Origin of the sequence: Mycolicibacter sp. MU0083 (genome assembly GCF_963378075.1) — a bacterium.
In the GTDB taxonomy this organism is placed as follows: domain Bacteria; phylum Actinomycetota; class Actinomycetes; order Mycobacteriales; family Mycobacteriaceae; genus Mycobacterium; species Mycobacterium kokjensenii.
Genome location: NZ_OY726394.1, coordinates 2,216,252 through 2,240,449, shown reverse-complemented (window position 1 = coordinate 2,240,449; position 24,198 = coordinate 2,216,252). Strand labels below are relative to the sequence as shown.

Genomic DNA, 24,198 nt, shown 5'->3' with positions numbered 1-24,198 from the left:
AATTGAGTTCCCCGCATGACCGCAGCATTTGACGAAGAAGCACTGCGCCACTGGCTGGCCGACTACCTGGTTACCACGATCGGGTGCAGCCCCGAAGAAATCGATTTCGACTCATCGCTCAGCGACCTGGGTGTCGGATCCCGCGATGCCGTGGTGCTCTGCGGGGAGCTGTCCGAGCTGCTCGGCCGCAAGGTCTCGCCGGTGGAACTCTGGCAGCACCCATCGGTGACGGAGCTGGCCCGCTTCCTGATCGAACCCGAATCCGCCGACGACGACGCGGTTCCCGAACCCGGCCGGTTCGGCACCGACGAGCCCATCGCGGTGATCGGACTCGGATGCCGGTTCCCCGGCGACATCAACTCCCCGGACGCGTTCTGGCAGTTTCTGCTCGACGGCGGCAACGCGGTCAGCGAGGTTCCCGCCGATCGCTGGGCGCCGTTCGACGACGGGTCACCCGAGACCGGCAACGCGATCGCCCGCACCACCCGCTGGGGCTCGTTCCTCAACGACATCGCGGCCTTCGACGCCGAGTTCTTCGACATCTCCAGCCGTGAAGCCGTCAAGATGGACCCCCAGCAGCGGCTGCTGCTGGAAGTCGCCTGGGAGGCGTTGGAGAACGCCGGTATTCCGGCGACGTCGCTGCGGCGGTCACAGACCGGCGTGTACGTCGGGGCCAGCATCACCGAATACGGCTGCCACGCATCGGCGGATCTGGACAAGGTGGACGCCTGGAGTAACGCCGGCGGTGCCCTGAGCATCATCGCCAACCGGCTGTCGTACTTCCTGGACCTGCGCGGTCCCTCGGTGACCGTCGACACCGCCTGCTCGTCGTCGCTGGTCGCCCTGCACCTGGCCTGCCGCAGTCTGCGGACCGGGGAGTGCGAGACGGCGATCGCCGGCGGGGTGAACCTGCTGATGTCGCCGGCGGTCTTCCGGGGCTTCGACCAGAGCGGCGCCCTGTCGACGACCGGAGCCTGCCACGCGTTCGACGCCGACGCCGACGGATTCGTCCGCGGCGAGGGCTGCGGTGCGGTGGTGCTCAAGCGGCTGTCGGACGCCCGGCGCGACGGCGACCGGGTCCTGGCGGTGGTACGCGGCTCGGCGATCAACCAGGACGGTCACTCCAACGGACTGCTGGCGCCCAACCCGGCCGCCCAGATGGCGGTGCTGCGGTCGGCCTACGCCGACGCCGGCATCGCGCCGCAGGAAGTCGACTACGTCGAGACCCACGGAACCGGCACCCTGCTGGGCGATCCGATCGAGGCCAAAGCACTGGGCACGGTGCTGGGCCGGGGCCGTGCCGCCGACGCACCGCTGCTGCTCGGCGCGGCGAAGTCCAATCTCGGGCACCTCGAGGCGGCCGCGGGCATGGTCGGCTTCATCAAGGCGGTGCTGGCCGTGCAGCGCGGCCGTATTCCGCGCAACCTGCACTTCAACACCCCGAACCCGCACATCACCTTCGACCAGATGCGGTTGAAGGTCGTTGCCGAACACCAGGACTGGCCCTCGACGGATCACCCGCGCCGGGCCGGCATCTCCTCGTTCGGCTTCGGTGGCACCAACGCGCACGTGGTGATCGAGCAGGCACCGCCGGCCAAGGTCACCGCACGTGAGGTCGACCCGGCGGTCACCACCCTGGTGATCTCCGGCCGGACCCCGGAACGGATCGCGGCGACCGCCCTCGACCTCGCCGACTGGATCGACGGAGACGGTGCCGAGGTCGAACTCGCCGACATCGCGCACACCCTCAACCACCACCGGGCCCGCCAGCCCCAGTTCGGCACCGTGTGTGCTCGTGACCGTGCCGACGCGGTACGGGGCCTGCGGGCGCTGGCCGCCGGTAACACCGCCGACGAACCCGGATACGGCATCGTCGGCCCGCATGACGGGCCGTGCGGACCGGGCACCGTGTTCGTCTACTCCGGCCAGGGCTCGCACTGGGTCGGTATGGGCCGTCAACTGCTCACCGACGAACCGGCATTCGCCCGGGCGCTGGCGGTGCTGGAACCGGCGTTCGTCGAGCACGTCGGCTTCTCGCTGTGGCAGATCATCGCCGGCGGGGAAGCGATCAGCGGCGACGCGCAGGTACAGCCGGTGCTGATGGGACTGCAGCTGGCGCTGACCGAACTGTGGCGGTCCTACGGCGTGCATCCGGACGCCGTCATCGGCCACTCGATGGGCGAGGTCACCGCCGCGGTGGTGGCCGGGGCGCTGAGCCCGGCCGACGGTTTCCGCGTCATCGCCGCCCGTTCGCAGCTGATGTCACGGCAGGCCGGTGAGGGTGCGGTGGCGTTGCTGAACCTGGACGCCGCGGCCACCGAAGCACTCATCGCCGACTATCCCGATGTCGGGGTGGCCGGTTATCTCTCGCCGAAGCAGACCGTCGTCGCCGGTCCGGTGGCCCCCGTCGACGCGATCATCGCGACGGTCAGCGGCCAGAACCGGTTCGCCCGGCGCGTCAACATGGAAGTGGCGTCGCACACCGCGTTGATGGACCCGATCCTGCCCGAGTTGCGGGCCGCGCTGGCGGACCTGACGCCCGAAGTCGCCACCATCCCGTTCTACTCGACGGTGAGCGAATCGGCGATGCCAGCCGGCGGAATGCCGTTGCTGGATGCCGAATACTGGGCGAACAACGTCCGCCAACCGGCGCTGCTGACCCAGGCGGTCGCCGCGGCAGCCGGCGAATACACCACGTTCGTCGAGGTCAGCGCCCATCCGATTCTGACCCACGCCATCGCGGACACGGTGGAGGCGCTGGGCGGGCACCACCACGGCGTCGGAACCCTGGTGCGCGACGGCGACGACGCGGTCAGCTTCCACACCAATCTCAACCGCACCCACACCACCCAGCCCCCACAGACGCCGCACCCGCCGGAACCGCACCCGGTACTGCCCGCCACCCCGTGGCAGCACAGCAGCTACTGGATCGAGGCGGCGCCGCTGCGGCGTGCCGCCGGCCCGGTGGCCGGTGGCGCCGAGCGAGCCGTCGGCAGCCCGGGCACGGTGCCCGAGAATTGGTGGTGCGAACTGACGTGGCCCACGGCGGAAGCGCCGGCCGCTGCCGACGTCGTCGCCGACACCGAGGAGTCCTGGCTGGTCATCGGTGATACCGAGGTAGCCGAAGAACTCAGCGCGAAGCGTCGCGGTGCGGTGGTCCGACTGGCCGCCGATGCCGATGACGCGGCATGGAAGGCGGCGTTGGGAACCGTCACCCATGTCGTGTACGCGCCCCCGGCGGCCGCCGCGGACCTCAGCGCGAAGCCGGCATACGACGCGTTCAACATCGCGCGGAAACTCGCCACGGCCATGCTGGACCACACATCGACACCGGCGAAGCTGTACCTGTTGACCCGCAACGCCCAACCCGTCGGTGACGGCGACCGGGCCAACCCCGCGCACGCGGTGCTGTGGGGGCTGGGCCGCAGCCTCGCCCTGGAGCACCCGGAGATCTGGGGCCGGGTCGTCGACGTCGACGAGTCGGTGCCCGCAGCCCTGGTCGCCGGCTACCTGCTGGCCGAGGCCGGCGCGGACGACACCGAAGACCAGATCGTCTACCGGGCGGGTATCCGCCGGGTGCCGCGGCTGCTGGGGAACCGGCCCAGCGGCGCCACCCCGGTGGAATTCGACGCCGACACCTGCCATCTGGTGGTGGGAGCGACCGGCAACATCGGACCGCAACTGGTGCGGCAGCTGGCTGCCGACGGCGCCCGGACCATCGTGGCGGTATCCCGGCGGCCCGGTTCCCGGCTCGACGCGTTGACCGCCGAATTGGCTTCCGCGGGAACCACCCTGGTGTCGGTGGCCGCCGATGCCGCCGACGAGGCCGCGATGAGCGCCCTGTTCGACCGGTTCGGTGCGGATCTGCCGCCGTTGGCCGGTATCCACGTGGCCGCGTTCGCCGGTGGACCGGTGACGCTGCGCGACATGACCGACGACGACGTCACCACCATGTTCCGGCCGAAACTCGACGTGGTAGCCGTACTGCACAAGCTGTCGCTACGCCACCCGGTGCGCTATTTCGTGCTGTTCTCCTCGATTTCGGGGATCACCGGATCCCGGTGGCTGGCGCATTACACCGCGACCACCACCTATCTGGACACCTTCGCCTACGCCCGCCGTGCCGCCGGTCTGCCGGCCACCGCGATCAACTGGGGATTGTGGAAGTCGTTGACCGACACCCAATCCGACGTGGAGCGCCAGGTGACCGTCGAATCCGGGCTGGAGCCGATGACCGACGAGGTGGCGATCGGTGCGCTGCCGCTGGTGATCGGAGCACACAACGCGGTGCGGCACACCGTGGTGGCGGCCGACTGGCCGCGGTTGGCCGCGGCCTACCGCACCCGTGCGGCGCTGCGCATCGTCGACGACCTGCTGGTCGTCACCGCACCGGCCGACGGGTCGAGCCCGGTACTCACCGAGTTCCGCAGCAGTCTGGCCGACGCGGAACCGGAGCAACGTCTGGAACTGTTGCGCGAGCACGTCATCGGGCAGGTCGTCGCCGCGATGGGCCTGGCCTCGCGGCACGCGCTCGATCCCACCGCCGGATTCTTCGCCTCCGGGATGGACTCGCTGATGAGCGTCACCTTGCAGCGTGCGCTCTCCGACGCGCTGGGCGAGACCCTGCCCGCCGCAGTGGTCTTCGACTATCCGACCGTGGAGGCGTTGACCGGCTACCTCGCCTCGATCTTGCCGGAGCTGGTGGAGGCCGCCGAGCAGGATGACACCGACGCCTATGACGACATGAGCGATGACGAGCTGCTCGCGCAGCTGTCGGAGAGGTTGAGTTGAGCGAGAAGCGTGCTGCACCGGCTGGGTCGGCCGGGTCGGCTGGGGGGCCGGATCGTCGTTCACTTGTTGCCGAGGCGCTGCGCAAGATCGATGATCTGACGGCGCGGTTGGCGGTGGCCGAGGCCGGTGACAGCGAGCCGATCGCGGTCGTCGGTATGGGTTGCCGGTTGCCGGGTGGGGTCAATGATCCCGGCGCGTTGTGGCGGTTGTTGTGCGATGGGGGTTCCGGGATCGTTCGGGTTCCCGCGGATCGCTGGGACGCCGACGAATACTTCTCGCCCGACCATTCGGTGCCGGGCACCATCAGTTCGCGTGACGGTGGGTTTTTGACGTCGTGGCAGCCGGCGGAGTTCGATGCGGAGTTCTTCGGTATCTCGCCGCGTGAGGCCGATGCGATGGATCCTCAGCAGCGGTTGTTGATGGAGGTGGCCTGGGAGGCGTTGGAGAACGCCGGGATCACCAAAGAGGCGATCCGGGGCACCCAGACCGGCGTCTTCGTCGGCCTGACCACCAGCGACTACACCCTGGCCGCTGCCGAGAACCTCGGCCCGCGTGACGCGGATCCCTATCTGTCCTTCGGGAATGCGCCGAATTTCGCGGCGGGTCGGCTCTCGTATTTCTTGGGTGTGCATGGTCCGGCGTTGATGGTGGATACGGCGTGTTCGTCGTCGTTGGTGACGATTCATCTGGCGTGTGCGAGTTTGCGGCGTCGGGAGTCGGATGCGGCGTTGGCTGCCGGGGTGAATCTGATTTTGACTCCGCAGAACAGTATTGCGACGTCGCGGTGGGGGATGTTGGCGCCGGATGGGCAGTGCAAGACGTTTGATGCGGCTGCTGATGGTTATGTGCGGTCTGAGGGTGCCGGTGTGGTGGTGCTCAAGCGGCTTTCGGATGCGCAGCGTGATGGTGACCGGATTTTGGCGGTGGTGGCTGGTTCGGCGGTGAATCAGGATGGGCCGTCGTCGGGTCAGACGGTGCCGTCGGGGCCGGCGCAGCAGAAGGTGGTGCGGGCGGCGTTGGCGTCGGCGCGGTTGTCTCCGGGTGATATCGATTATGTGGAGGCGCACGGGACCGGGACGGCGTTGGGTGATCCGATCGAGTTGGATGCGCTGTCGGCGGTGTTCGGTGATCGTGGTTCCTCGGCGCCGTTGGTGTTGGGGTCGGTGAAGACCAATCTGGGGCATTTGGAGTCGGCGTCGGGTGTTGCGGGTTTCATCAAGACGGTGTTGTCGGTGCAGCATGGTTTTGTTCCGCGGCATCTGAATTTCTCCCAGCTGACACCCAACGCGGGCCCGGGTGCCTGGAATTTCGTGGTGGCATCGCAGGCGATGGAGTGGCCGGCGGTGTCGCGGCCGCGTCGTGCGGGGGTGTCGTCGTTCGGGGTGTCGGGGACCAATGCGCATGTGATCGTCGAGCAGGCTCCGGTGGTGGCGGCGGCCGAGGTCTCGGGTGCTGCGCCGGTGGTGTCGACGTTGGTGGTGTCGGGGAAGTCGGCGGCGCGGATCGCGGCGACGGCGGGGATGCTGGCGGACTGGATGGACGGCGACGGCGCCGACACCCCCCTGGCCGACGTGGCGAAAACCCTGCGGGAGCATCGAAGCCGCTACAAATACCGCGCCGCGGTCTGCGCCAGGGATCACGCCGCAGCGGTGACCGGACTGCGCGCGCTCGCCGCCGGGGAGAGTGCCGCCGGTGTCTCCGAACCGCAGAGTCGCACCGCGGCCGCACGCCCGGTGTTCGTGTTCTCCGGGCAGGGTTCGCATTGGGTGGGGATGGGTCGTCGGTTGTTGGCCGAGGAGCCGGTGTTTGCTGCGGCGGTTGCGGAGTTGGAGCCGGTTTTTGTTGCGCAGGTGGGTTTTTCGCTGCGTGAGGTGATCGAGTCCGGGCGTGAGATTTCTGGTGATGCGCAGGTGCAGCCGGTGATCATGGGGTTGCAGTTGGCGTTGGCCGAATTGTGGCGGTCCTATGGGGTGGTTCCGGATGCGGTGATCGGGCATTCGATGGGGGAGGTGTCTGCGGCGGTGGTGGCCGGGGCGCTGACGCCGGAGCAGGGTTTGCGGGTGATCGGGGTGCGGTCGCGGTTGATGTCGCGGCAGGCCGGTGCGGGTGCGGTGGCGTTGTTGGAGCTTGATGCCGGGGCGACGCAGGAGTTGTTGGCGGGTTATCCCGGTGTCGAGGTGGCGGGGTTCTTGTCCCCGCGGCAGACGGTGGTGGCGGGTTCGCCGGCGGATGTGGATGCGGTGATCGCTGCGGTGGCGGCGTCGGAGCGGTTTGCCCGGCGGGTGAATATGGAGGTGGCGTCGCATACGGCGTTCATGGATCCGATCCTGGCCGAACTGCGCACCGAACTCGCCGACCTCACCCCGGTGGCTCCGAAGATCGGGTTCTATTCCACGGCAACCGATCCGACCGGGCCCACACCGACGCTGGACGCCGACTACTGGGTGGCCAACGTGCGCAAGCCGGCACTGGTCCACCAGGCCGTGGCCGCCGCGGCGGTAGACCACGACACGTTCATCGAGATCAGCCCGCACCCGCTGTTGACGCACTCGATCATCGAGACGGCCGAGGCCGGCACCGCCGAACCGGTGACCGTGGCCTCGACGCTACGCCGGGGCGACGATGAGACGCTGAGTTTCCACCTGCAGCTCGCCGAACTCGGTCGGTACGAAAACAGTGCGGCCCCCGGCGGATTCGCCGAACTACCGCACACCCCGTGGCAGCACACCCGGCACTGGATCTCGGCGCCGGACCACGGCGGCCGGACCCGCGACGTTCACCCGCTGCTCGGGAACCACGTCGAACTGCTCAGCGGGACAGACCACGTCTGGCAACACGAGATCAACACGGCCGCGGTGCCGTGGCTGGCCGCGCATCCGGTGCACGGGCAGGCGGTGCTGCCCGCCGCGGCCCTGATCGAGATGATGGTGGCCGCCGGCAGCCAGGCCCTGGGCAGCCCCGCCGAACCCGTCGCGGTGGCGGGTCTGGAGATCGAACAGCCCCTGGTTCTGGACCAGCCGATGCAGGTCACCACCCAGCTCAGCCAGACCGATGGTCAGATCCGGGTCGAGGTGCACGCCCGCGCCGCCGGCGAACCCTGGACCCGGTACGCGTCGGCGCGCATCGACGCGGCCACCGCGTCACCCGCTTTGGCGGTGCCGGCCGGCGAGGGTGTCGCACTGGCCGACGGCGGAACACCGCACCCGGCCTACCGCCTGAACCCGGTGCTGCTCGATGCCGCGCTGCGGCAGCTGGCGAGCGCGATCACGGTCGGCGGCACCGAAGAGCGGGCCGTCTACGTGCCTGCCGCCGTCGACACGATCCGGGTCGTCGGCCGGCCGGCAAGCACGCTGCGCTGCCACACCGAACTGAACGCCGACGGCACGAACCCGGTCGGCCGGGTGGTCCTCGTCGACGACACCGGCAGTGCGGTCGCCGAACTGGCCGGCGTCGAACTGCGCCCGATCGATCCCCGAACCCTGCGGGTGCCGCTGGAGCAGAAACTGTTCGGCACCCGGTGGGCTCCGGCCGCCCTGCCCGGCGCGACCGGTGCGACCGAACCCGCACCGGGCACCTGGCTGGTGCTCACCGAACCGTCCGCGGCGGCACTGGCCGCCGAGTTCGGGGCACGTCTGGCCGGTCCGACCCGCACGGTGGTCACCGGCGCCTTCACCGACGAACCCGCCTTGGCCGAGGCGGTCGCACGCGCTGCCGCCGACCCGGCGTCGCCGCCGGTCGGCATCGTCGCCTTCCTGGATCGCCACGACTTCGACGGCACCGACCCCGAGGCCGTGACGGCTCGTGCCCGCGACCTCGTCTGGACGGCATCGGCGGTGGCCCGGGCGGCCGTCGACGGCTGGTCGGCGAGCACCGGTGCGGACCGGCCACGGTTGTGGCTGGTCAGCCGCGGCGGCCTGGCGTTCGATGCCGGGGAGGCCGGCGACCCGGCCATCGGAGCGCTCAAGGGCGTGGTCCGTACCTGGCGGTTCCCCGGTGAACTCGCCAGGGTGCTGGCCGACGAGCCGGATCTGGGCGCGACCCTGGTCGACCTGGCCGCCGGTGACGCCGGCGTCGACACGCTGCTCACCGAACTGACCGCCCCGCTGCGCGACGATGTGATCGCCTGGCGGGCGGGACAGCGCTACACCGAACGGCTCAGCCGGGCGAGCCTGGACGGCGCCGGGCCGGAAGCCGACGCACTGCACGCCGAGGTCCGCCCCGACGGCGCCTATCTGATCACCGGCGGGCTCGGGGGACTGGGCACCGTGGTGGCCCGCTGGCTGGTGGCCCGCGGCGCCGGGCGCATCGTCCTCAACGGCCGCAGCCAGCCGTCGGAGTCGCAGCGCGCCGTGCTCGACGAACTGGCGGCCGGCGCCGAGGTGGAGTTCGTCGCCGGCGACATCAGTGCCGTGGGCGTGGCCGAACAACTGGTGTCGGTGGCCGAACAGACCGGAAAACCGTTGCGCGGAGTGATGCACGCCGCCGGTGTGCTCGGCGACGGCCTGGTCACCGCCGTCACCCCGGAGAGCCTGGAGAGTGTGTGGTCGGCCAAGGCCCTCGGAGCGGCCCGACTGCACTGTGCGCTGCAGGAAGCCGATTCCGGTCGTCGTCTGGACTGGTGGGTGGGCTTCTCCTCGATGGCGGCACTGCTCGGCCTGCCCGGTCAACTCGGGTACGCCACCTCCAACGCCTGGGTGGATGCGCTGATGGCGTGGCGGCACTCCGCCGGCCTGCCCGCGACCGCCATCAACTGGGGGCAGTGGTCCGACGTCGGACTGGGTCGTTCGATGACGTTGAGCGTGCTGGATCCGATCAACCCGGACGAGGGCATCGAGGCGCTGGACGCGGTACTCGGGGCCGGCGCCGCGGTGGTCGGCGCCCGGGTCGGTGTCGGACGGTTGCGCATCGACCGCGCGGTCGCCACCTCGCCGGAATTCCGGGACCTGACCTTCTTCGAAGACCTGGTCGCCGAAGCCGCCGAAGCTACCGTGACGATTGAGGCTGTTGAGGCTGCTGATCAGCCTGGTGCCGGCGCGAACGCGGGCCCGCCGGACTGGGCGTCGATCCCGGCGGACCGGCGGTATGACGAACTCGTGGTCCGGTTGCAGGCTATCCTGGCCCGCGAGCTTCGGACATCTGCGGCAGCCGTCGACGTGGACCAGCCGTTCCCGGAGATGGGCCTCGACTCCATGATCGCGATGACGGTCCTCAAAGAGACACAACAGTTGGTGGGGGTGGATTTGTCGGCATCGATGCTGTGGAATCACCCCAGCATCTCGGCGTTGGCGACCCATCTGGTGGGATTGCTGGCATCGCGGTACGCCGTGCAGGACGGGTCAGCGCAAGACGACGACGATTTGGGGTTCGGCTCTGCCGGCGGTGTGCTGGACGAGTTGTTCGACCAGGTCGAGTCGGCTTCAACCGGTAGTGAGAGCGGTAGTTATTGATGACGGGAACCTTCACGACGTCGATCTTCAACAGGATGTCGGCGATGAGCGCCGACAAGCGGGGGGCGCTGACCGAGCAGTTCGACAAGGCGTCGCGGATCGCGTCCGCCGAGCCGATCGCGGTGGTGGGGATCGGCTGCCGTTTCCCCGGCGGCGCCTCCGGGCCGGACGCCTACTGGGACCTGTTGGAGAACGGCCGTGACGCGATCACCGAGATCCCCCCGGACCGGTGGGACGCCGACGAGTACTACGACCCGGACCCGCTGACCCCGGGCCGGATGTCGTCGAAGTGGGGCGGGTTCATCTCCGATGTCGCCGGCTTCGACGCGGACTTCTTCGGAATCTCGCCGCGCGAAGCCGAGGCGATGGATCCGCAACAGCGCTTGATGCTGGAAGTGGCGTGGGAGGCACTCGAGCACGCCGGCCTGTCCCCGGAGAATCTGTCCGGTATCCGTTCCGCGGTCATGATGGGTGTGTATTACACCGAATACCAAGGGATTTCAGCGTCCAATCCGGACAACATCGACGGCTACTCGGCCACCGGCAATGCCCACGCCGTCGCAGTCGGCCGGATCGCCTACCTGCTCGGCCTGCGCGGACCGGCCGTCGCCATGGACTCGGCATGCTCGTCGTCGCTGGTCACCATCCACATGGCCTGCCAGAGCCTGCGCCTGCGCGAGAGCGACCTGGCCCTGGCCGGCGGAGTCAGCCTGATCCTGCGTCCGGAGACCCAGATCGCCATGGCCAAGTGGGGCATGCTCTCCCCGCGCGGCCGATGCCACAGCTTCGACGCCGGAGCCGACGGTTTCGTGCGCGGCGAAGGCGCCGGGATCGTGGTGCTCAAGCGACTGGCCGACGCCATCCGTGACGGTGACCGGGTGCTGGCGGTGGTGCGCGGTTCGGCGATCAACCAGGACGGCAGATCCAACGGGCTGACCGCACCGAACACCATCGCGCAGGTGGACGCCATCACCCGTGCGCTGCGCAGCGCCGACGTCGCCGCGAACTCGGTCAACATGATCGAAACCCACGGCACCGGTACCGCTTTGGGCGACCCCATCGAATTCGAGGCGTTGGCCGACGTCTACGGGCGCGGCGCCGAGAAATGCGCACTGGGGGCGGTCAAGACCAACATCGGCCACCTCGAGGCGGCCGCCGGGATCGCAGGATTCATCAAGGCCGCGCTGGCCGTGCAGAAGGGCAAGATTCCGCCGAACCTGCACTTCTCCAAATGGAATCCGTCGATCGACCCGTCGCCGACCCGGCTGTTCGTCCCCACCGAGACGACCCCCTGGCCGGCGGCCGAGGGGCCGCGGCGGGCGGCGGTGTCCTCGTTCGGGCTGGGCGGGACCAACGCACACGTCGTCGTCGAACAGGGTCCGGACCCGGTTTCGGCACCGGCCGCCGCAGGCCCGATCGCCACACTGGTGATCTCCGGCAAGACCGAGCAGCGGGTCGCGGATTGGGCTGCGACACTGGCGGACTGGCTGGCCGGCCCCGGCGCGGACGTTCCGTTGACCGAGATCGCCAACACCCTCAACCACCGCCGCAGCCGGTACACGAAATTCGCCACCGTCTGCGCCGGCGACACCGAGCAGGCGCTGGCCGGATTGCGGGCGGTCGCCGGCGGCTACCCGGCGCCGGGCGTGGTCGGCACCCGCAGCGCCACGGGCGCCCAGGGAGCCAAGGGCACCGTCTTCCTGTATTCGGGGCAGGGCTCGCAGTGGGCCGGAATGGGCGGCCGGTTGCTGACCGACGAGCCGGCGTTCGCCGCCGCCGTCGACGAACTGGAACCGGACTTCGTCGCGCAGGTGGGCTTCTCACTGCGCCAGGTGCTCGAATCCGGTGAGCCGGTCGTCGGCATCGACCGCATCCAGCCGGTCCTGGTGGGCATGCAGCTGGCCCTGACTGCGCTGTGGCGCTCCCACGGGATCGAACCCGACGCGGTGATCGGGCATTCGATGGGCGAAGTGGCGGCCGCCGTGGTCGCCGGCGCGCTGAGCCCCGCCGACGGTCTCAAGGTGATCGCCACCCGGTCGCGACTGATGGCCCGGCTGTCGGGCCAGGGCGCGATGGCGCTGTTGGAACTCGACGCGCAAGCCGCCGAGAAGCTGGTCGCCGAATACCCGGACATCACCGTGGCCGTCTACGCCGCGCCGCAACAGACCGTCATCGCCGGGCCGCCCGAGCAGGTCGACGCCGCGGTAGCGGTGGTCGACGCACAGGGCAAACTGGCCCGCCGGGTCGAGGTGGACGTGGCATCGCACCACCCGACCGTGGACCCGATCCTGGGCGAACTGCGGACCGCGCTGGCCGATCTCAAGCCGTTGCCGCCGAAGATCCCGCTCATCAGCACCGTCGGCGAGACCGGAAGTGCGACTGCCGCTTTCGATGCCGACTACTGGGTGCACAACCTGCGTAACCCGGTGCGGTTCGCCGACGCCGTGAGCGCGGCCGCCGCGGCGCACGCCAGGTTCGTCGAGGTCAGCCCGCACCCGCTGCTCAGCCATGCCATCAACGGCACGCTGGAGACCGCCCGGCCCGCCGGTGACGCCGTCGTGGCCGGCACGCTGCTGCGCGACCAGCCCGAGGCGCTGAGCTTCCACACCAGCCTGGCCGCCGTGGCACCGCCGTCGGCCGAAGCGGCCGCACCCGACGGCGGTGTCGGGCGCGCCGACCTGCCGCCCCGGCCCTGGCGGCATGTCCGGTACTGGGCCGCACCCACTGCGGCCAACCGCAGTTCGGCCGATGCGCACCCGCTGCTGGGGGTACACGTCGAGCTTCCCGCAGGACACGGCCACGTCTGGCAGGCCGACGTCGGCACCGACATCGTGGCGTGGATGGCCCACCACAAGGTGCACGGCCAGGTCGTGATGCCCGCCACCGGCTTCGCGGAGATGGCGCTGGCCGCCGCCGCGGAGGCCCTCGGCCTGTCGGTATCCGAACTGGCGGTGGACCGCGTCGAGGTCGAACAGATGCTGCGCGTCGACGACCGCACCGAGGTCACCACCCGGCTGCTGCACGAGACCGACGGCACCGACGAACTGCGCATCGAGGTCCACTCCCGGGCCGCCGGCGGCGCCTGGTCGCGGCACGCCGTGGCACGGGTCGCGACGGCCGATCCGGACGGCGCACCGGGCCAACACCAGCCGTCGTCGGGCAGCGGTACGGCGCTGTCGCCCGCGGACCTGTACTCCGCGCTGCGGCGCACCGGCCTGCAGCACGGTCCGGCGTTCGCCGCGCTGACCCGGATCGTGCGCAAGCCCGGCGGCATCTCCGAGGCCGAGATCGTGCTGCCCGACGAAGCGGTCGCACACCGCGGCTACCGGATCCACCCGGTGATGCTCGACGCGGCGCTGCAATGTCTGGCCGCGGCCCTGCCCGACGAATCGCTGAGCGGATCGGCCGGGGCCGACGAGGCCACCTACCTTCCGGTGGCCGTGGAGACCATCCGGGTCTTCGGTGACGTCGGACGCCGGGCCCGCGGTCACGCCGAAGTACTGAGTCACGACGACGGCGGAATCCTGGGCCGGGTCATCCTGACCGACGACACCGGGACCGTCACCGCGGTCCTGGGCGGGATCTATCTGCAGCGCGTGCAGCGCCGTACCGTGCCGCTACCGCTGACACAGAAGATCTTCGACACCGACTGGATCGAGGTTCCGCCGCCCGCCCAGCCGCCGGCCGGCGCGGACGGCAGCTGGCTAGTACTGACCGACGGCCCCGAAAGTGAAGCTCTGGCAGCCGATTTCGCCGGCCGCTTCAGCTCCGACAAGCGCCGCGTGATCACCGCGGACCGCACCAGTGAATCCGCCGTGCGCGAAGCGTTCGCCCAGACCGCCGAGGACCCGGAACGTCCGCCGGTCGGCGTGTTGGTGTTCGCCACCCCCGGTGACTTCGACGGCTCGGACGCGACCACCGCCGGCGGCCTCGACCTGGCCTGGTCGGTCGCCTCGACGGTGCGCACCGTCGTCAGCGGCTGGCACGGCACCGCCCCGCGGCTGTGGCTGGTCGGCCGCAACGGCCTGACGGTCGATCCGGCCGAATCGGGCAACCCGTCGATCTGCGGCCTCAAGGGTCTGGTGCGCGTCCTGGCCTACGAACACCCGGATCTGCACACCGGTGTGGTCGACCTGGACGCCGCCGCCGACCCGGTGGCGGCACTGATCACCGAGCTGGGCCTGGCCGGCACCGACGACGTGGTGGCCTGGCGCGGGGCACACCGCTACGTCGAGCGGCTCAGGCGCGCCACCCTGACCGGGACCGGCGCCCCTGCCGTGCGCCGCGACGGCGCCTACGTCATCACCGGCGGCCTGGGTGGCATCGGCCTGGTGGTGGCCCGCTGGCTGATCGAGCACGGCGCCGGACGCATCGTGCTCAACAGCAGGTCGCAGCCCTCCGATGAGCAGCGTGCGGTGCTCGCCGAACTCGAAGCGCGCGCACAGATCGCGGTGGTCTCCGGTGACCTGGCCGCCCCGGGCGTCGCCGAGCAACTGGTCGCCACCGCCACCGAATCCGGGTTGGCCCTGCGCGGCGTCATCCACGGGGCGGCGGTCATCGACGACCAGATCGTGGTGGGTATCGACCGCGAGACCCTGGAGCGGGTCTGGTCGCCGAAAGCCACCGGCGCCCTGCGCCTGCACCAGGCGACCCTGGGCTCCGCCGGTGCCGACCTGGACTGGTGGGTCGGGTTCTCCTCCACGTCGTCGCTGCTCGGTGCACCCGGGCAGGCGTCGTACGCGGCGGCCAGCGCCTGGCTGGACGGACTGGTGGCGTGGCGCCGGGCGGCGGGGCTGCCGGCCATCACGATCAACTGGGGCCAGTGGTCGGGCGTCGGTGTCGCCCAGGAGCTGAAGTTCAGCGCCCTGGACCCGATCAACCCCGACGAGGGCATGGAGGCGCTGGAGGCGATCCTCGGCGGCGACCTGTCCCGGGTGGGCGTGGCCCGGCTGCGGCTGGACCGGGTGGCCGCGGCCTTCCCGGAACTGCAGCAGCTCGGATACTTCGCCACCCTGGCCGAAGAGCTCGACCTGGACAGCGAGGACGACGACTGGTCGGGTCCGGAAGCACTCAAGGCGCTCGACGCGGGCGAGGCCGCCAAGGCGGTCGTCGCACGGTTGGGTGCACGGATCATGGCGATCATGGGCTACCCCAAGGGCAGTGCGATCGACCCGGCCCGGCCGCTGACGGAACTCGGCATGGACTCGTTGATGGCGGTGCGCATCCGCAACACCGTCCGCGGGGACTTCGGGGCCGAACCACCGGTGGCCCTGCTGTTGCAGGGTGCATCGCTGAACGACCTGGCCGCCGATCTGAGCCGCCAGCTCGGGTTGACCGCACCGGAGAGTGCCGCCGATGGTGCCGGCGACGTGCGTAGCCGTGCCCAGCAGCGTGCCGCGGCACGGCAGCGGGCGGCGTCGCGGCGAAAAGTAGGAGAGCGATCGTGAGCACGAAGAACGAGGTGCCGCCCAACGCGATTGCCGTGGTCGGCATGGCCGGGCGGTTTCCGGGTGCCCGCACCCTGACCGGCTTCTGGGACAACCTGCGCAACGGGGTCGAATCCATCGTCACCCTCGGCGAGGACGAGCTGCGGGCCGCCGGCGTCAGCGACAAGGCGCTGGCCAACCACAACTACGTGCGGCGTGCGGCGCTGCTGGACGGTCTCGAGGAATTCGACGCGGGCTTCTTCGGCTTCACGCCGCTGGCCGCGCGCACCATGGACCCGCAGCACCGGCTGTTCCTGCAGACCGCCTGGCACGCCCTCGAAGACGCCGGCTACCGGCCGGGGGAGATCGACGGTGCGGTCGGCGTCTACGGCACCAGCACCACCAGCGGCTACCTGCTGCACAACCTGATGTCGCACTACGACCCGAACCTGATCATCGGCCAGGGCGTCAGCTTCGAGATGGTCAACCTGTCGCTGCAGAACGACAAGGACTACCTGGCCACCCGGGTGGCCCACCAGCTCAACCTGCGCGGCCCGGCGCTGTCGGTGCAGACCGCGTGCTCCTCGGCGCTGGTCGCCGTACACCTAGCCTGCCAGAGTATCCTCAACGGCGAGTGCGACATGGCGCTGGCCGGCGGGTCCTCGCTGCGGGTGCCGCATCACGTCGGCTACTGGCACGAGCCGGGGTCGATGGTGTCGGCCACCGGGCACTGCCGCCCGTTCGACGTGCGCGCCGACGGCACCATCTTCGCCAGCGGTGTCGGCGTCGTGGTGCTCAAATCGCTCGACGCCGCCGTCGAGGACGGCGACCAGATCCACGCGGTGATCCGCGGTTCGGCGCTGAACAACGACGGCGCGGTCAAGATGACCTACGCCGCACCCACCGCCGCCGGGCAGGCCGACGTGATCGCCGAGGCACACGCGGTCTCCGAGGTCGACGCCTCCACCATCACCTACATCGAGTCGCACGGCACCGGTACGCCGTTGGGCGACCCGATCGAGATCGAGGGCCTGCGGCAGGCCTTCGCGGTCTCCGAGGAACCGCGGTCCGGACCCTGCTACGTCGGCTCGGTCAAGTCCAACATCGGGCACCTGGAGTCGGCGTCGGGCATCGCCAGCCTGATCAAGACCATCCTGTGCCTCAAGCACCGGGCGCTTCCGGCCACCCTGCACTACACCAGCCCGAATCCCGAGCTGCATCTCGAGGACGGGCCGTTCCGGATCCGCGGCGAGTACGGGCCCTGGGAGTCCGACGGCATCCGCCGGGCCGGGGTCAGCTCGTTCGGGGTGGGCGGCACCAACGCCCACGTGATCGTCGAGGAGTGGCCCGAAGAGGCCGCGGTGGGCGCCGGGGTCGCCCCCAAGCCCGGACCGGAAGTGCTGCTGCTGTCGGCGCGTACCGCCGAAGCGCTGGCGCAGGGCCGCGCCGAGTTGGCCGAGGTGTTGGCCGGCGGCGACGAGCCGGGTGCACCGGCGTTGCCGGACGTGGCCTACTCGCTGGCCCGCCGGCACCCCGAGAGCCTGCGGCTGGCCGCGGTCGTCTCCGACCGGGCCGACGCCGTCACCGTGCTGGGCGCCGAGGAGAGCGACAACGTCTTCATCGGCGAGGAGGTGGCCGGTCTCGACGCGGCCGCCGACGCCGACCGGGTGGTGTTCCTGTTCCCCGGTCAGGGCGCGCAGCACATCGGCATGGCACGCGGGCTCTACGACACCGAACCGGTGTTCGCCGAGTACTTCGACCGCTGCGTGGCCGGCTTCGACGCCGAACTCGGCTTCGACCTGCGGGCGATGATCTTCGACGGCACCTCGCGTGACCTCGAGCGCACCGACCGGACCCAGCCGGCGCTGTTCACCGTCGAGTACGCCCTGGCGAAGCTGGTCGAAAGCTACGGCGTGCGCCCGGCGGCCCTGGTGGGACACAGCATCGGCGAGTACGCCGCGGCCACCATCGCCGGGGTCTTCGACCTCGACACCGCGATCAAGGTCGTCGCGATGCGTGCCCGGTTGATGCATGCCGCGCCGCGCGGGGTGATGGTCGCGGTGCCGTTGAGCCCCGACGCCGTCGGCCAGTATCTGACCGGCGACGTGGACCTGGCCGCGGTCAACGACCCCGACGGCTGCGTGGTGGCCGGCAGCGATGCCGATATCCGCGAGTTCACCGATCGGCTCAAGCAGGCCGGGATCACCGCCCGCCGGGTCCGGACCTCGCACGCGTTCCACTCCCGCCTGATGGACTCGATGATTCCGGAGTTCACCGGCTTCCTGTCCCGGCAGACGCTGCGGGAACCGACGATCCCGCTGCTGTCGAACCTGACCGGCACGGCGATGGCACCCAGCGAAGCGACCAACCCGGCCACCTGGGCGCGCAGCGTGCGCGCCACGGTGCGGTTCGCCGACGAGATCGACACGGTGCTGGACCAGCCCCACCGCGTCCTGGTGGAGGTGGGGCCGGGCGCCACGTTGACCGCCTCGGCGTCGCGGCACCCGAAGTTCTCCGGCGGCCACCGGGCCGTCCGGTTGATGCGCCACCATGCGCAGAACCGCGACGACCGGGACGCCTTCCTGTTGGCGCTCGGCCAGCTCTGGGCGGCCGGGATCGAGGTGGACTGGCGGCCGCTGCGCGGCGACTACCAGCCCAAGCGGGTCTCGGTTCCGGGTTATCCCTTCGAGCGGCAACGGCATTGGCTGGAGCACAACGCCGAGGCCGCCTGGGTCTCCGGGGCCGGCGCGAGAACCGGCGCCGACGCCGACGGTGCGTCCGGCGCGGCAGCGGTGGCCAAGGGCGAGACCATGGACACCACCCTGGCGCGCATCTGGGCGGTCTGCCTGGGGGTCGGATCCGTCGACCGCAACGCCAATTTCTTCGACATCGGCGGCGACTCGCTGGTCGCGATCAGCGTCGCGATGGCCGCGTCGCACGAGGGCCTCGACATCACCCCGCAGGACCTCTACGACAACCCGACGGTCACGGCGCTGGCCAAGGCGCTCACGGCCCGCTATGCCGCCGGCGGCCTGGCCCGCCAGGCTCCGGGCGACGTCGTGCATCCGCCGGTCCCGCCGAACCTCACCTACTTCCTGGAGAACGGTCTGCGCGAGCACGGCCGGTGGCGTATCCCGTTGATCCTGCGGCTGCGGCCCGACGTCGGTGTCGACGACGTCCGGGCGGTGCTCACCGCGGTGGTCAACCACCACGACGCCTTGCGGCTGCGGCTCACCGAACGAGCCGGAACCTGGGAGCAGCAGGTGGCCGAACCCGGCGAATTCGGTGAGATCGCCACCCACTCGCTGCCCGAGGGCCTGACCGCCGAGCACGATGCGGTGCGCACCCTGCTGGCCGAACACATCCGCGACCAGGATCTGTCCAGCCCGCCGCTGACCGCCTTGTACGTCCGGGGCTCGTCGGGCGATCTGTGCTACCTGGCGCTGAGCCTGCACGCCGCTGTCGGCGACGAGGCGTCCCGCGACGTCCTGGTCACCGACATCTTCACCGCGTTCGCCCAGCAACTCGAGGGCAACGAGATCGCATTGCAGCCGGTGGGTGTCGGATGGGCCGAGTGGTCGCAGCGCTGCGCCGGTTTGGCGACCCACTCGGCGGTGCTGGAGAGCCGTGAATTCTGGCTCGACGCCACCACCTCGGCGACCCTGCGGTTGGCATCGAAGGTCGCCGAATCACCTTCGGCCGGGGACCTTTCCAAGCTCACCGCCACGTTGTCCGGGGCCGACGTCAGCGAGATCGACGACGCACGGCGCCGGCTGGGTCTGCCGATCGACGAGATCCTGCTGGCCGGATTGAGCCGGGCCGTGGCGGACTCGGTCGGTGCGGGCACCGTGGCGGTCGACCTCGGGGGAGCGGGCCGCTCGGTGCTCAAGCCCGACATCGACCTGCGGCGCACCGTGGGCTGGTTCACCACGCTGTACCCGGTGGCGCTGGCCTGCACGACGGCTGAGCAGACCGGGGCACGGCAGGTGCTGGACTCGGTCCACGAGCTGCTGGAGGCGGTACCGCACTACGGGATCGGCTACGGCCTGCTGCGCTACCAGTACGCGCCGACCGCGCGACTGCTCGGCGCGGTCGCGCCCGCCGACATCCACTTCTCCTACGTGGGAGCGATTCCGGAGATGCCGTCGCTCGGCGATTCGCCGGTGCAGTTCGATCCGGACACCGCGATGCCGGTCCGCGACGCGATCCCGGGACTGGGGCACGCGCTGGAGTTGCGGGCCTACCGCACCGGCGGCGCGCTGCACCTGGACTGGTGGTACGACAACCGCCGGATCGAGCAGTCCGTGGTGCAGGCGATCGCCGACGCGTTCTCCGATGCGGTGTTGGACCTGGTGCGCCAGGCGGTCGCCGACCTCGAGTCGGAGGCCGATGACTCCGATGACTCGGCGATGACCCTGGTCGAGCTGTCTTAGAACGGGAGAGATCCGCAAAAGTGTTTGCCACGTCGGTCATTCGCAAGCTGGCGATCAGTGAGGAGATGCTCGCCGAGACCCACAACTTCGTGGGCCTCGCCGCGCATGTCACCGGTCCGATCGACCTCGATCTGCTCTCGGAGGCCTACGAGGCGCTGCTGGAGGCGCATCCGATCCTCACCGGGCGGCTGGAAACGCTGCCCGACGGCCGACACCAGTTCGTCACCGACGACCTGATGCCCGACGGCATCGAGGTCATCGAACTCGACGGACCCGACGCCAAGCCGCCCACCCCCCGCTTCGACCAGACCGAATCGCTGGTGGCGATGCGGGTGCTGATCTGCGGTGACCAGACCCAGCCGACCCTGTACGTGCATCACGCGGTCGCCGACGGGCACCACATGTATGCGCTGATCGAGGAGATGCTGTCCTACTACACGGATCTGGTCACCACCGGCCGGATCGGAGCGATCAACGTCGAACCCGCGCCGCTGTCGATCGAGGCGGTCCTGGCCGACCGGGGCATCGAGAAGCAGCAGCGCTCGGGAATCGAACGGTTCATGCCGGCGCTGTTCGCCTACGACCTGCCGCCGACCCGGCGCGCCGTCGGCGCGGAGACCCCGTCGTCGCCGGTGCTGGTTCCGATGGCCTCGGCCCGACTGACCGAGAGCCAGACCGACAACGTGGTCGCGTTCGGGCGGGCCCACGATCTGAGCCTGCACGCCGTGCTGTCCGCGGCGGTGCTGATCGCCGAATGGCAACTGCGGGGCAAGCTGAGCATCCCGGTGCCCTACGTCTACACCGTCGACCTGAGATACTTTCTGTCACCGCCGGTTTCGGCGACCGGATGCACCAACCCGATCGGGCTGGCCACCTACCTGGCCGAGATCGACGCCAAGACCGACCTGGTGGCCATCGCCCGTGACATCGCCGAGAACTTCCAGAAAGACCTCGACGAGGGCGTTATCCAGCAGTCCCGGTTGCACTTCAGCCCCCAGTACGTCGGGAACCCGCCCGGACTGCCCGACGTCGTCGTGCTGAGCAACAACGGCCTGGTTCCGCCCGTGCGGACCCCACCGGGCGTGGAGGTGAGCACCACCCACGGTGAGCTGTATTTCGCGGTGAGCGCCGGCATCGACATCTATTTCACCCAGATCTTCGCCGGGCAGCTCAACATCGAATACCACTCGCACGGACCGGAGCCGGAGCGTTCGGTGGAGGCGATCCGGGCGCTGCTGTGCGGGATCGCCGAGCAGCACGCCGCCGGCGTCAGCTGAGGCGGCCGAAGGCGTAGCGGTGGTACTGCAGCATGCCGCGCAGCGGCGACACCGCGCGGACCGGCAGGCTCGACCGCCGGAATCCGGCCGGGACCCGACTGAAGGTCTCGGCGTCGAAAAGGTTGGTGGCCGCCAACAGTCGAATCCCGTCGACCTTGCCCAGCACGTCGGCCGGGCCGTTGACCGCCCAGTGCAACGTGGCGCCGGACTGCCGCTGCAGGCGGTGGGTCTTCTGGGTTCTGATGCCGAACCAGTTGTAGAAGTCGATCTGCAGTTCGCCGGAGGGGAACCGGTCGACGACACTCTGCAGCAGGGCGACGCCGTCGGCTTCGGTCAGGTACATGCTGATGCCCTCCGCCAACAGCAGCACCGGACGGTCGGCGGGGATCTCGTTCAGCCACGACGGGTCGGTCGCCGACGTCGCCATCAGGCGGTAGCCCGGGCGGGTGGGATAAACCTTCTCGCGCAACGCGATCACCGGTGGCTGGTCGATGTCGTACCAGGCGACCCGGGGGTCGGGGTCGATCCGGAAGACCCGGGCGTCGAGTCCACAGCCCAGGTGGATGACCGTCGCCTCCGGGTTGGCCGCCAGGAACTGGCGAGCCCAGATGTCGTACTGGGCGGTCCGGACCGTCACCAACGGTGCCCAGCGACCATGGGCCTTGAGCCCGTCCCAGTCGAAGTCGATGCGCTCGACGGCTTCCCTGGCATAGCGATCACCCAGTACCGGGGAGTCGAAATCGGCGTCGAGTGCTTTGAGGTACAGCGTCGTCAGCATGGTTGCAGCGGCGCCGTGCAGGTCGACGGGGATCTTTTCTGCCACGATGGCGAGCCTAATACGCTGGACGGGCGTTCGACGCACCGCCGCATGAAACAGGAGGCACAGATGTCGGTTGAGGCCAGTGAGCGCGACGCGCGTGCGCCGCGGATCCTGTTGCTGTACTACAGCTTCTCCGGGCAGTCGCGCAAGGTGCTCGAGACCGCCGGTGAGGTGTTCGCCGAACACGGGTGCGACGTGGTCAAAGCCGGTATCGAGTTCACCGATCCGCGTTATGCCCAGCGTTTCTCGCAGTTCCCGCTGCGCCGGGTCTGGCCGGACATGCTCAGCGTTCTCAAAGCCCAGCAGCGCGGCGAGACGGGGGAGATCCGCACCCCCGACGCGGTGCGCGACGGCGACTACGACCTGATCTGTATCGGCTCGCCGACCTGGTGGAAGGCTCCCGCGATGCCGATCAGGTCGTTCCTGCAGACCGATGAGGCGCGAAACCTGTTGAACGGCAAGCCGTTTGTGGTCTTCACCGTTTGCCGCGAGTTCTGGCAGGAGAACTACGCGGAGGTCGCCCGACTGGGGGAGGAGTGCGGCGGCCGGTATCAGGACGAGATCCACCTGACCTATCCCGGCGATCCGCTACGTTCGATGTTGTCGCTGACCAGCTATCTGGGCAGCGGGCGTTACCGGCAGCGCTATCTGGGCCTGCGACTGCCGCCCACCAACGTCCAGCCCGAACAGCTCGACCGGGTCCGTAAGTTCGCCACCGGCCTGGTCGGCCGGTTGTTCGGCAAGTGAGAGGCCAGCGGTAGATGCCACGTTCCTTCGAGGTGAGTTGCACCTCACCAGCCACCGTCGAGCAGGTGCACGGCGCCTTCGGCGACCGATCGTATTGGCTGGCGCGATTGGAGGCCTTCGGCGGCAGCAAGACCCTCGACTCGCTCGATGTCGACGGCGGCGGCCGGGTGCAGGTGGTGGTCACCGAGGATCTGCGGCACGGCGCGCTGCCGGGGATGTTGGCCAAGGTCTATCGCGGCGACCTCAACATCGTCACCACCGAGGTATGGACGCCGGCCGAGGACGGTCGGGTGGCCGGCGCCATCACGGTCGCGGTGACCGGGGCGCCGGGCTCGGGCGCCGGGACCGCGGTGCTCGAACCCGCCGGAACCGGCTCTCAGCTGGCGCTGACCGGCACCGTGCAGTTCAAGGTCCCGCTGGTCGGCGGCCCGATCGAGAGCTTCTTGGCGCGCGAGTTCTCCCAGGGGATCCCCGAGATCCAACGGTTCACCACGAGCTGGCTGGCCGACCATGCCTGACGCCGAGCGCACCCCGGTGGTCACCCCGACCCATGTGCCCACCGCGGCCGAGGCGCTGGCCCGGTTGGACATGCCACTGGGTGAGGCGATGATGACCCAGCGCGCGATCCGGCGGGTGTACTCCGACCCGATCGATGACGAGGTGGTGCTGCGCTGCATCGAACTGGCACTGCGGGCACCGACGGGCAACGACGGCCAGAACTGGGAATTCATCGTCGTCAAGGACCGGCGGGTCAAGGAGGAACTGGCCAAGCGGTACCGGCAGGCGTGGAAGATCCAGCGTGGCCTGGTGCTGCGGCGCAAGCTCAAGACCGACGAGTCGATCGCCGGGATCGCGCGGGCGATGGAGTGGCAGATCGACCACTTCGCCGAGCTGCCGGTCCTGGTGGTCGCCTGCCTGCGGCTCGGGGCGCGGGAGGGCCGCCTGCCGGTGGTGCGGATGCCGCACATCGCCGAATCCGCGTACTGGGGCTCTATCTATCCCAGCGTGCAGAATCTGCTGCTGGCCGCCCGTGCCATGGGGTTGGGCGCCTCGTTGATCACGCTGCCGTTGTGGAGCCAGCGCGCCGCGCGGCGTGTGCTGGGCCTGCCACACGCGGTGACGCCGTGCTGCATCGTCCCGCTGGGATGGCCCCGTGGACGGTACGGCCCGACGACCCGCAAACCCGTCGGAGAGGTGACCCATCTCGATGGGTACGGCAACCGGGAGTGGCTGGACCGCTGATCGGCGACCGAAGAT

Annotated in this window: 9 protein-coding genes; 8 read left to right on the top strand and 1 reads right to left on the bottom strand. The window is 69.9% G+C overall.

Features of this window, described 5'->3' with window-relative positions; genetic code table 11:
- Positions 1–15 precede the first annotated feature (15 nt).
- Genes RCP38_RS10310 through RCP38_RS10290 form a run of 5 tightly spaced genes read left to right on the top strand, consistent with a single transcriptional unit; the run spans position 16 to position 21,374 of the window.
- Positions 16–4,791, top strand: a complete 4,776-nt coding sequence (locus RCP38_RS10310; protein ID WP_308472888.1) for a type I polyketide synthase — start codon at positions 16–18, stop codon at positions 4,789–4,791.
- Complete coding sequence (locus RCP38_RS10305; RefSeq protein ID WP_308472887.1) at positions 4,788–10,238, top strand: type I polyketide synthase; 5,451 nt, start codon at positions 4,788–4,790, stop codon at positions 10,236–10,238. Before RCP38_RS10310 ends, RCP38_RS10305 begins: the two co-directional genes overlap by 4 nt.
- Complete coding sequence (locus RCP38_RS10300) at positions 10,238–15,685, top strand: type I polyketide synthase (RefSeq protein WP_308472886.1); 5,448 nt, start codon at positions 10,238–10,240, stop codon at positions 15,683–15,685. Before RCP38_RS10305 ends, RCP38_RS10300 begins: the two co-directional genes overlap by 1 nt.
- Positions 15,682–20,097 carry a type I polyketide synthase gene (locus tag RCP38_RS10295; RefSeq protein WP_308472885.1) on the top strand — a complete coding sequence of 1,472 codons (4,416 nt, stop codon included), beginning with the start codon at positions 15,682–15,684 and terminating at the stop codon, positions 20,095–20,097. The genes RCP38_RS10300 and RCP38_RS10295 overlap by 4 nt, the downstream gene beginning before the upstream one ends.
- Before the next feature lie 20 nt (positions 20,098–20,117).
- Positions 20,118–21,374 (top strand): phthiocerol/phthiodiolone dimycocerosyl transferase family protein, encoded by a 1,257-nt coding sequence (locus RCP38_RS10290; protein ID WP_308472884.1) that lies wholly within the window; start codon positions 20,118–20,120, stop codon positions 21,372–21,374.
- Here the strand turns inward: RCP38_RS10290 and RCP38_RS10285 are convergent.
- Entirely contained in the window at positions 21,367–22,197 is an 831-nt protein-coding gene (locus tag RCP38_RS10285; RefSeq protein WP_308472883.1) for a class I SAM-dependent methyltransferase, read from the bottom strand. The two genes, RCP38_RS10290 and RCP38_RS10285, sit on opposite strands and share 8 nt — an antisense overlap.
- Before the next feature lie 63 nt (positions 22,198–22,260).
- On the opposite strand from RCP38_RS10285, the gene RCP38_RS10280 reads away from it, so the two are divergent.
- The 3 genes from RCP38_RS10280 to RCP38_RS10270 are packed head-to-tail and all read left to right on the top strand — an operon-like array spanning position 22,261 to position 24,183.
- Positions 22,261–22,941 carry a flavodoxin family protein gene (locus RCP38_RS10280; RefSeq protein WP_308472882.1) on the top strand — a complete coding sequence of 227 codons (681 nt, stop codon included), beginning with the start codon at positions 22,261–22,263 and terminating at the stop codon, positions 22,939–22,941.
- 14 nt (positions 22,942–22,955) lie between these two features.
- Positions 22,956–23,459 carry a DUF2505 domain-containing protein gene (locus tag RCP38_RS10275; protein WP_308472881.1) on the top strand — a complete coding sequence of 168 codons (504 nt, stop codon included), beginning with the start codon at positions 22,956–22,958 and terminating at the stop codon, positions 23,457–23,459.
- Positions 23,452–24,183 carry a nitroreductase family protein gene (locus tag RCP38_RS10270; protein ID WP_308472880.1) on the top strand — a complete coding sequence of 244 codons (732 nt, stop codon included), beginning with the start codon at positions 23,452–23,454 and terminating at the stop codon, positions 24,181–24,183. Before RCP38_RS10275 ends, RCP38_RS10270 begins: the two co-directional genes overlap by 8 nt.
- Positions 24,184–24,198 lie beyond the last annotated feature (15 nt).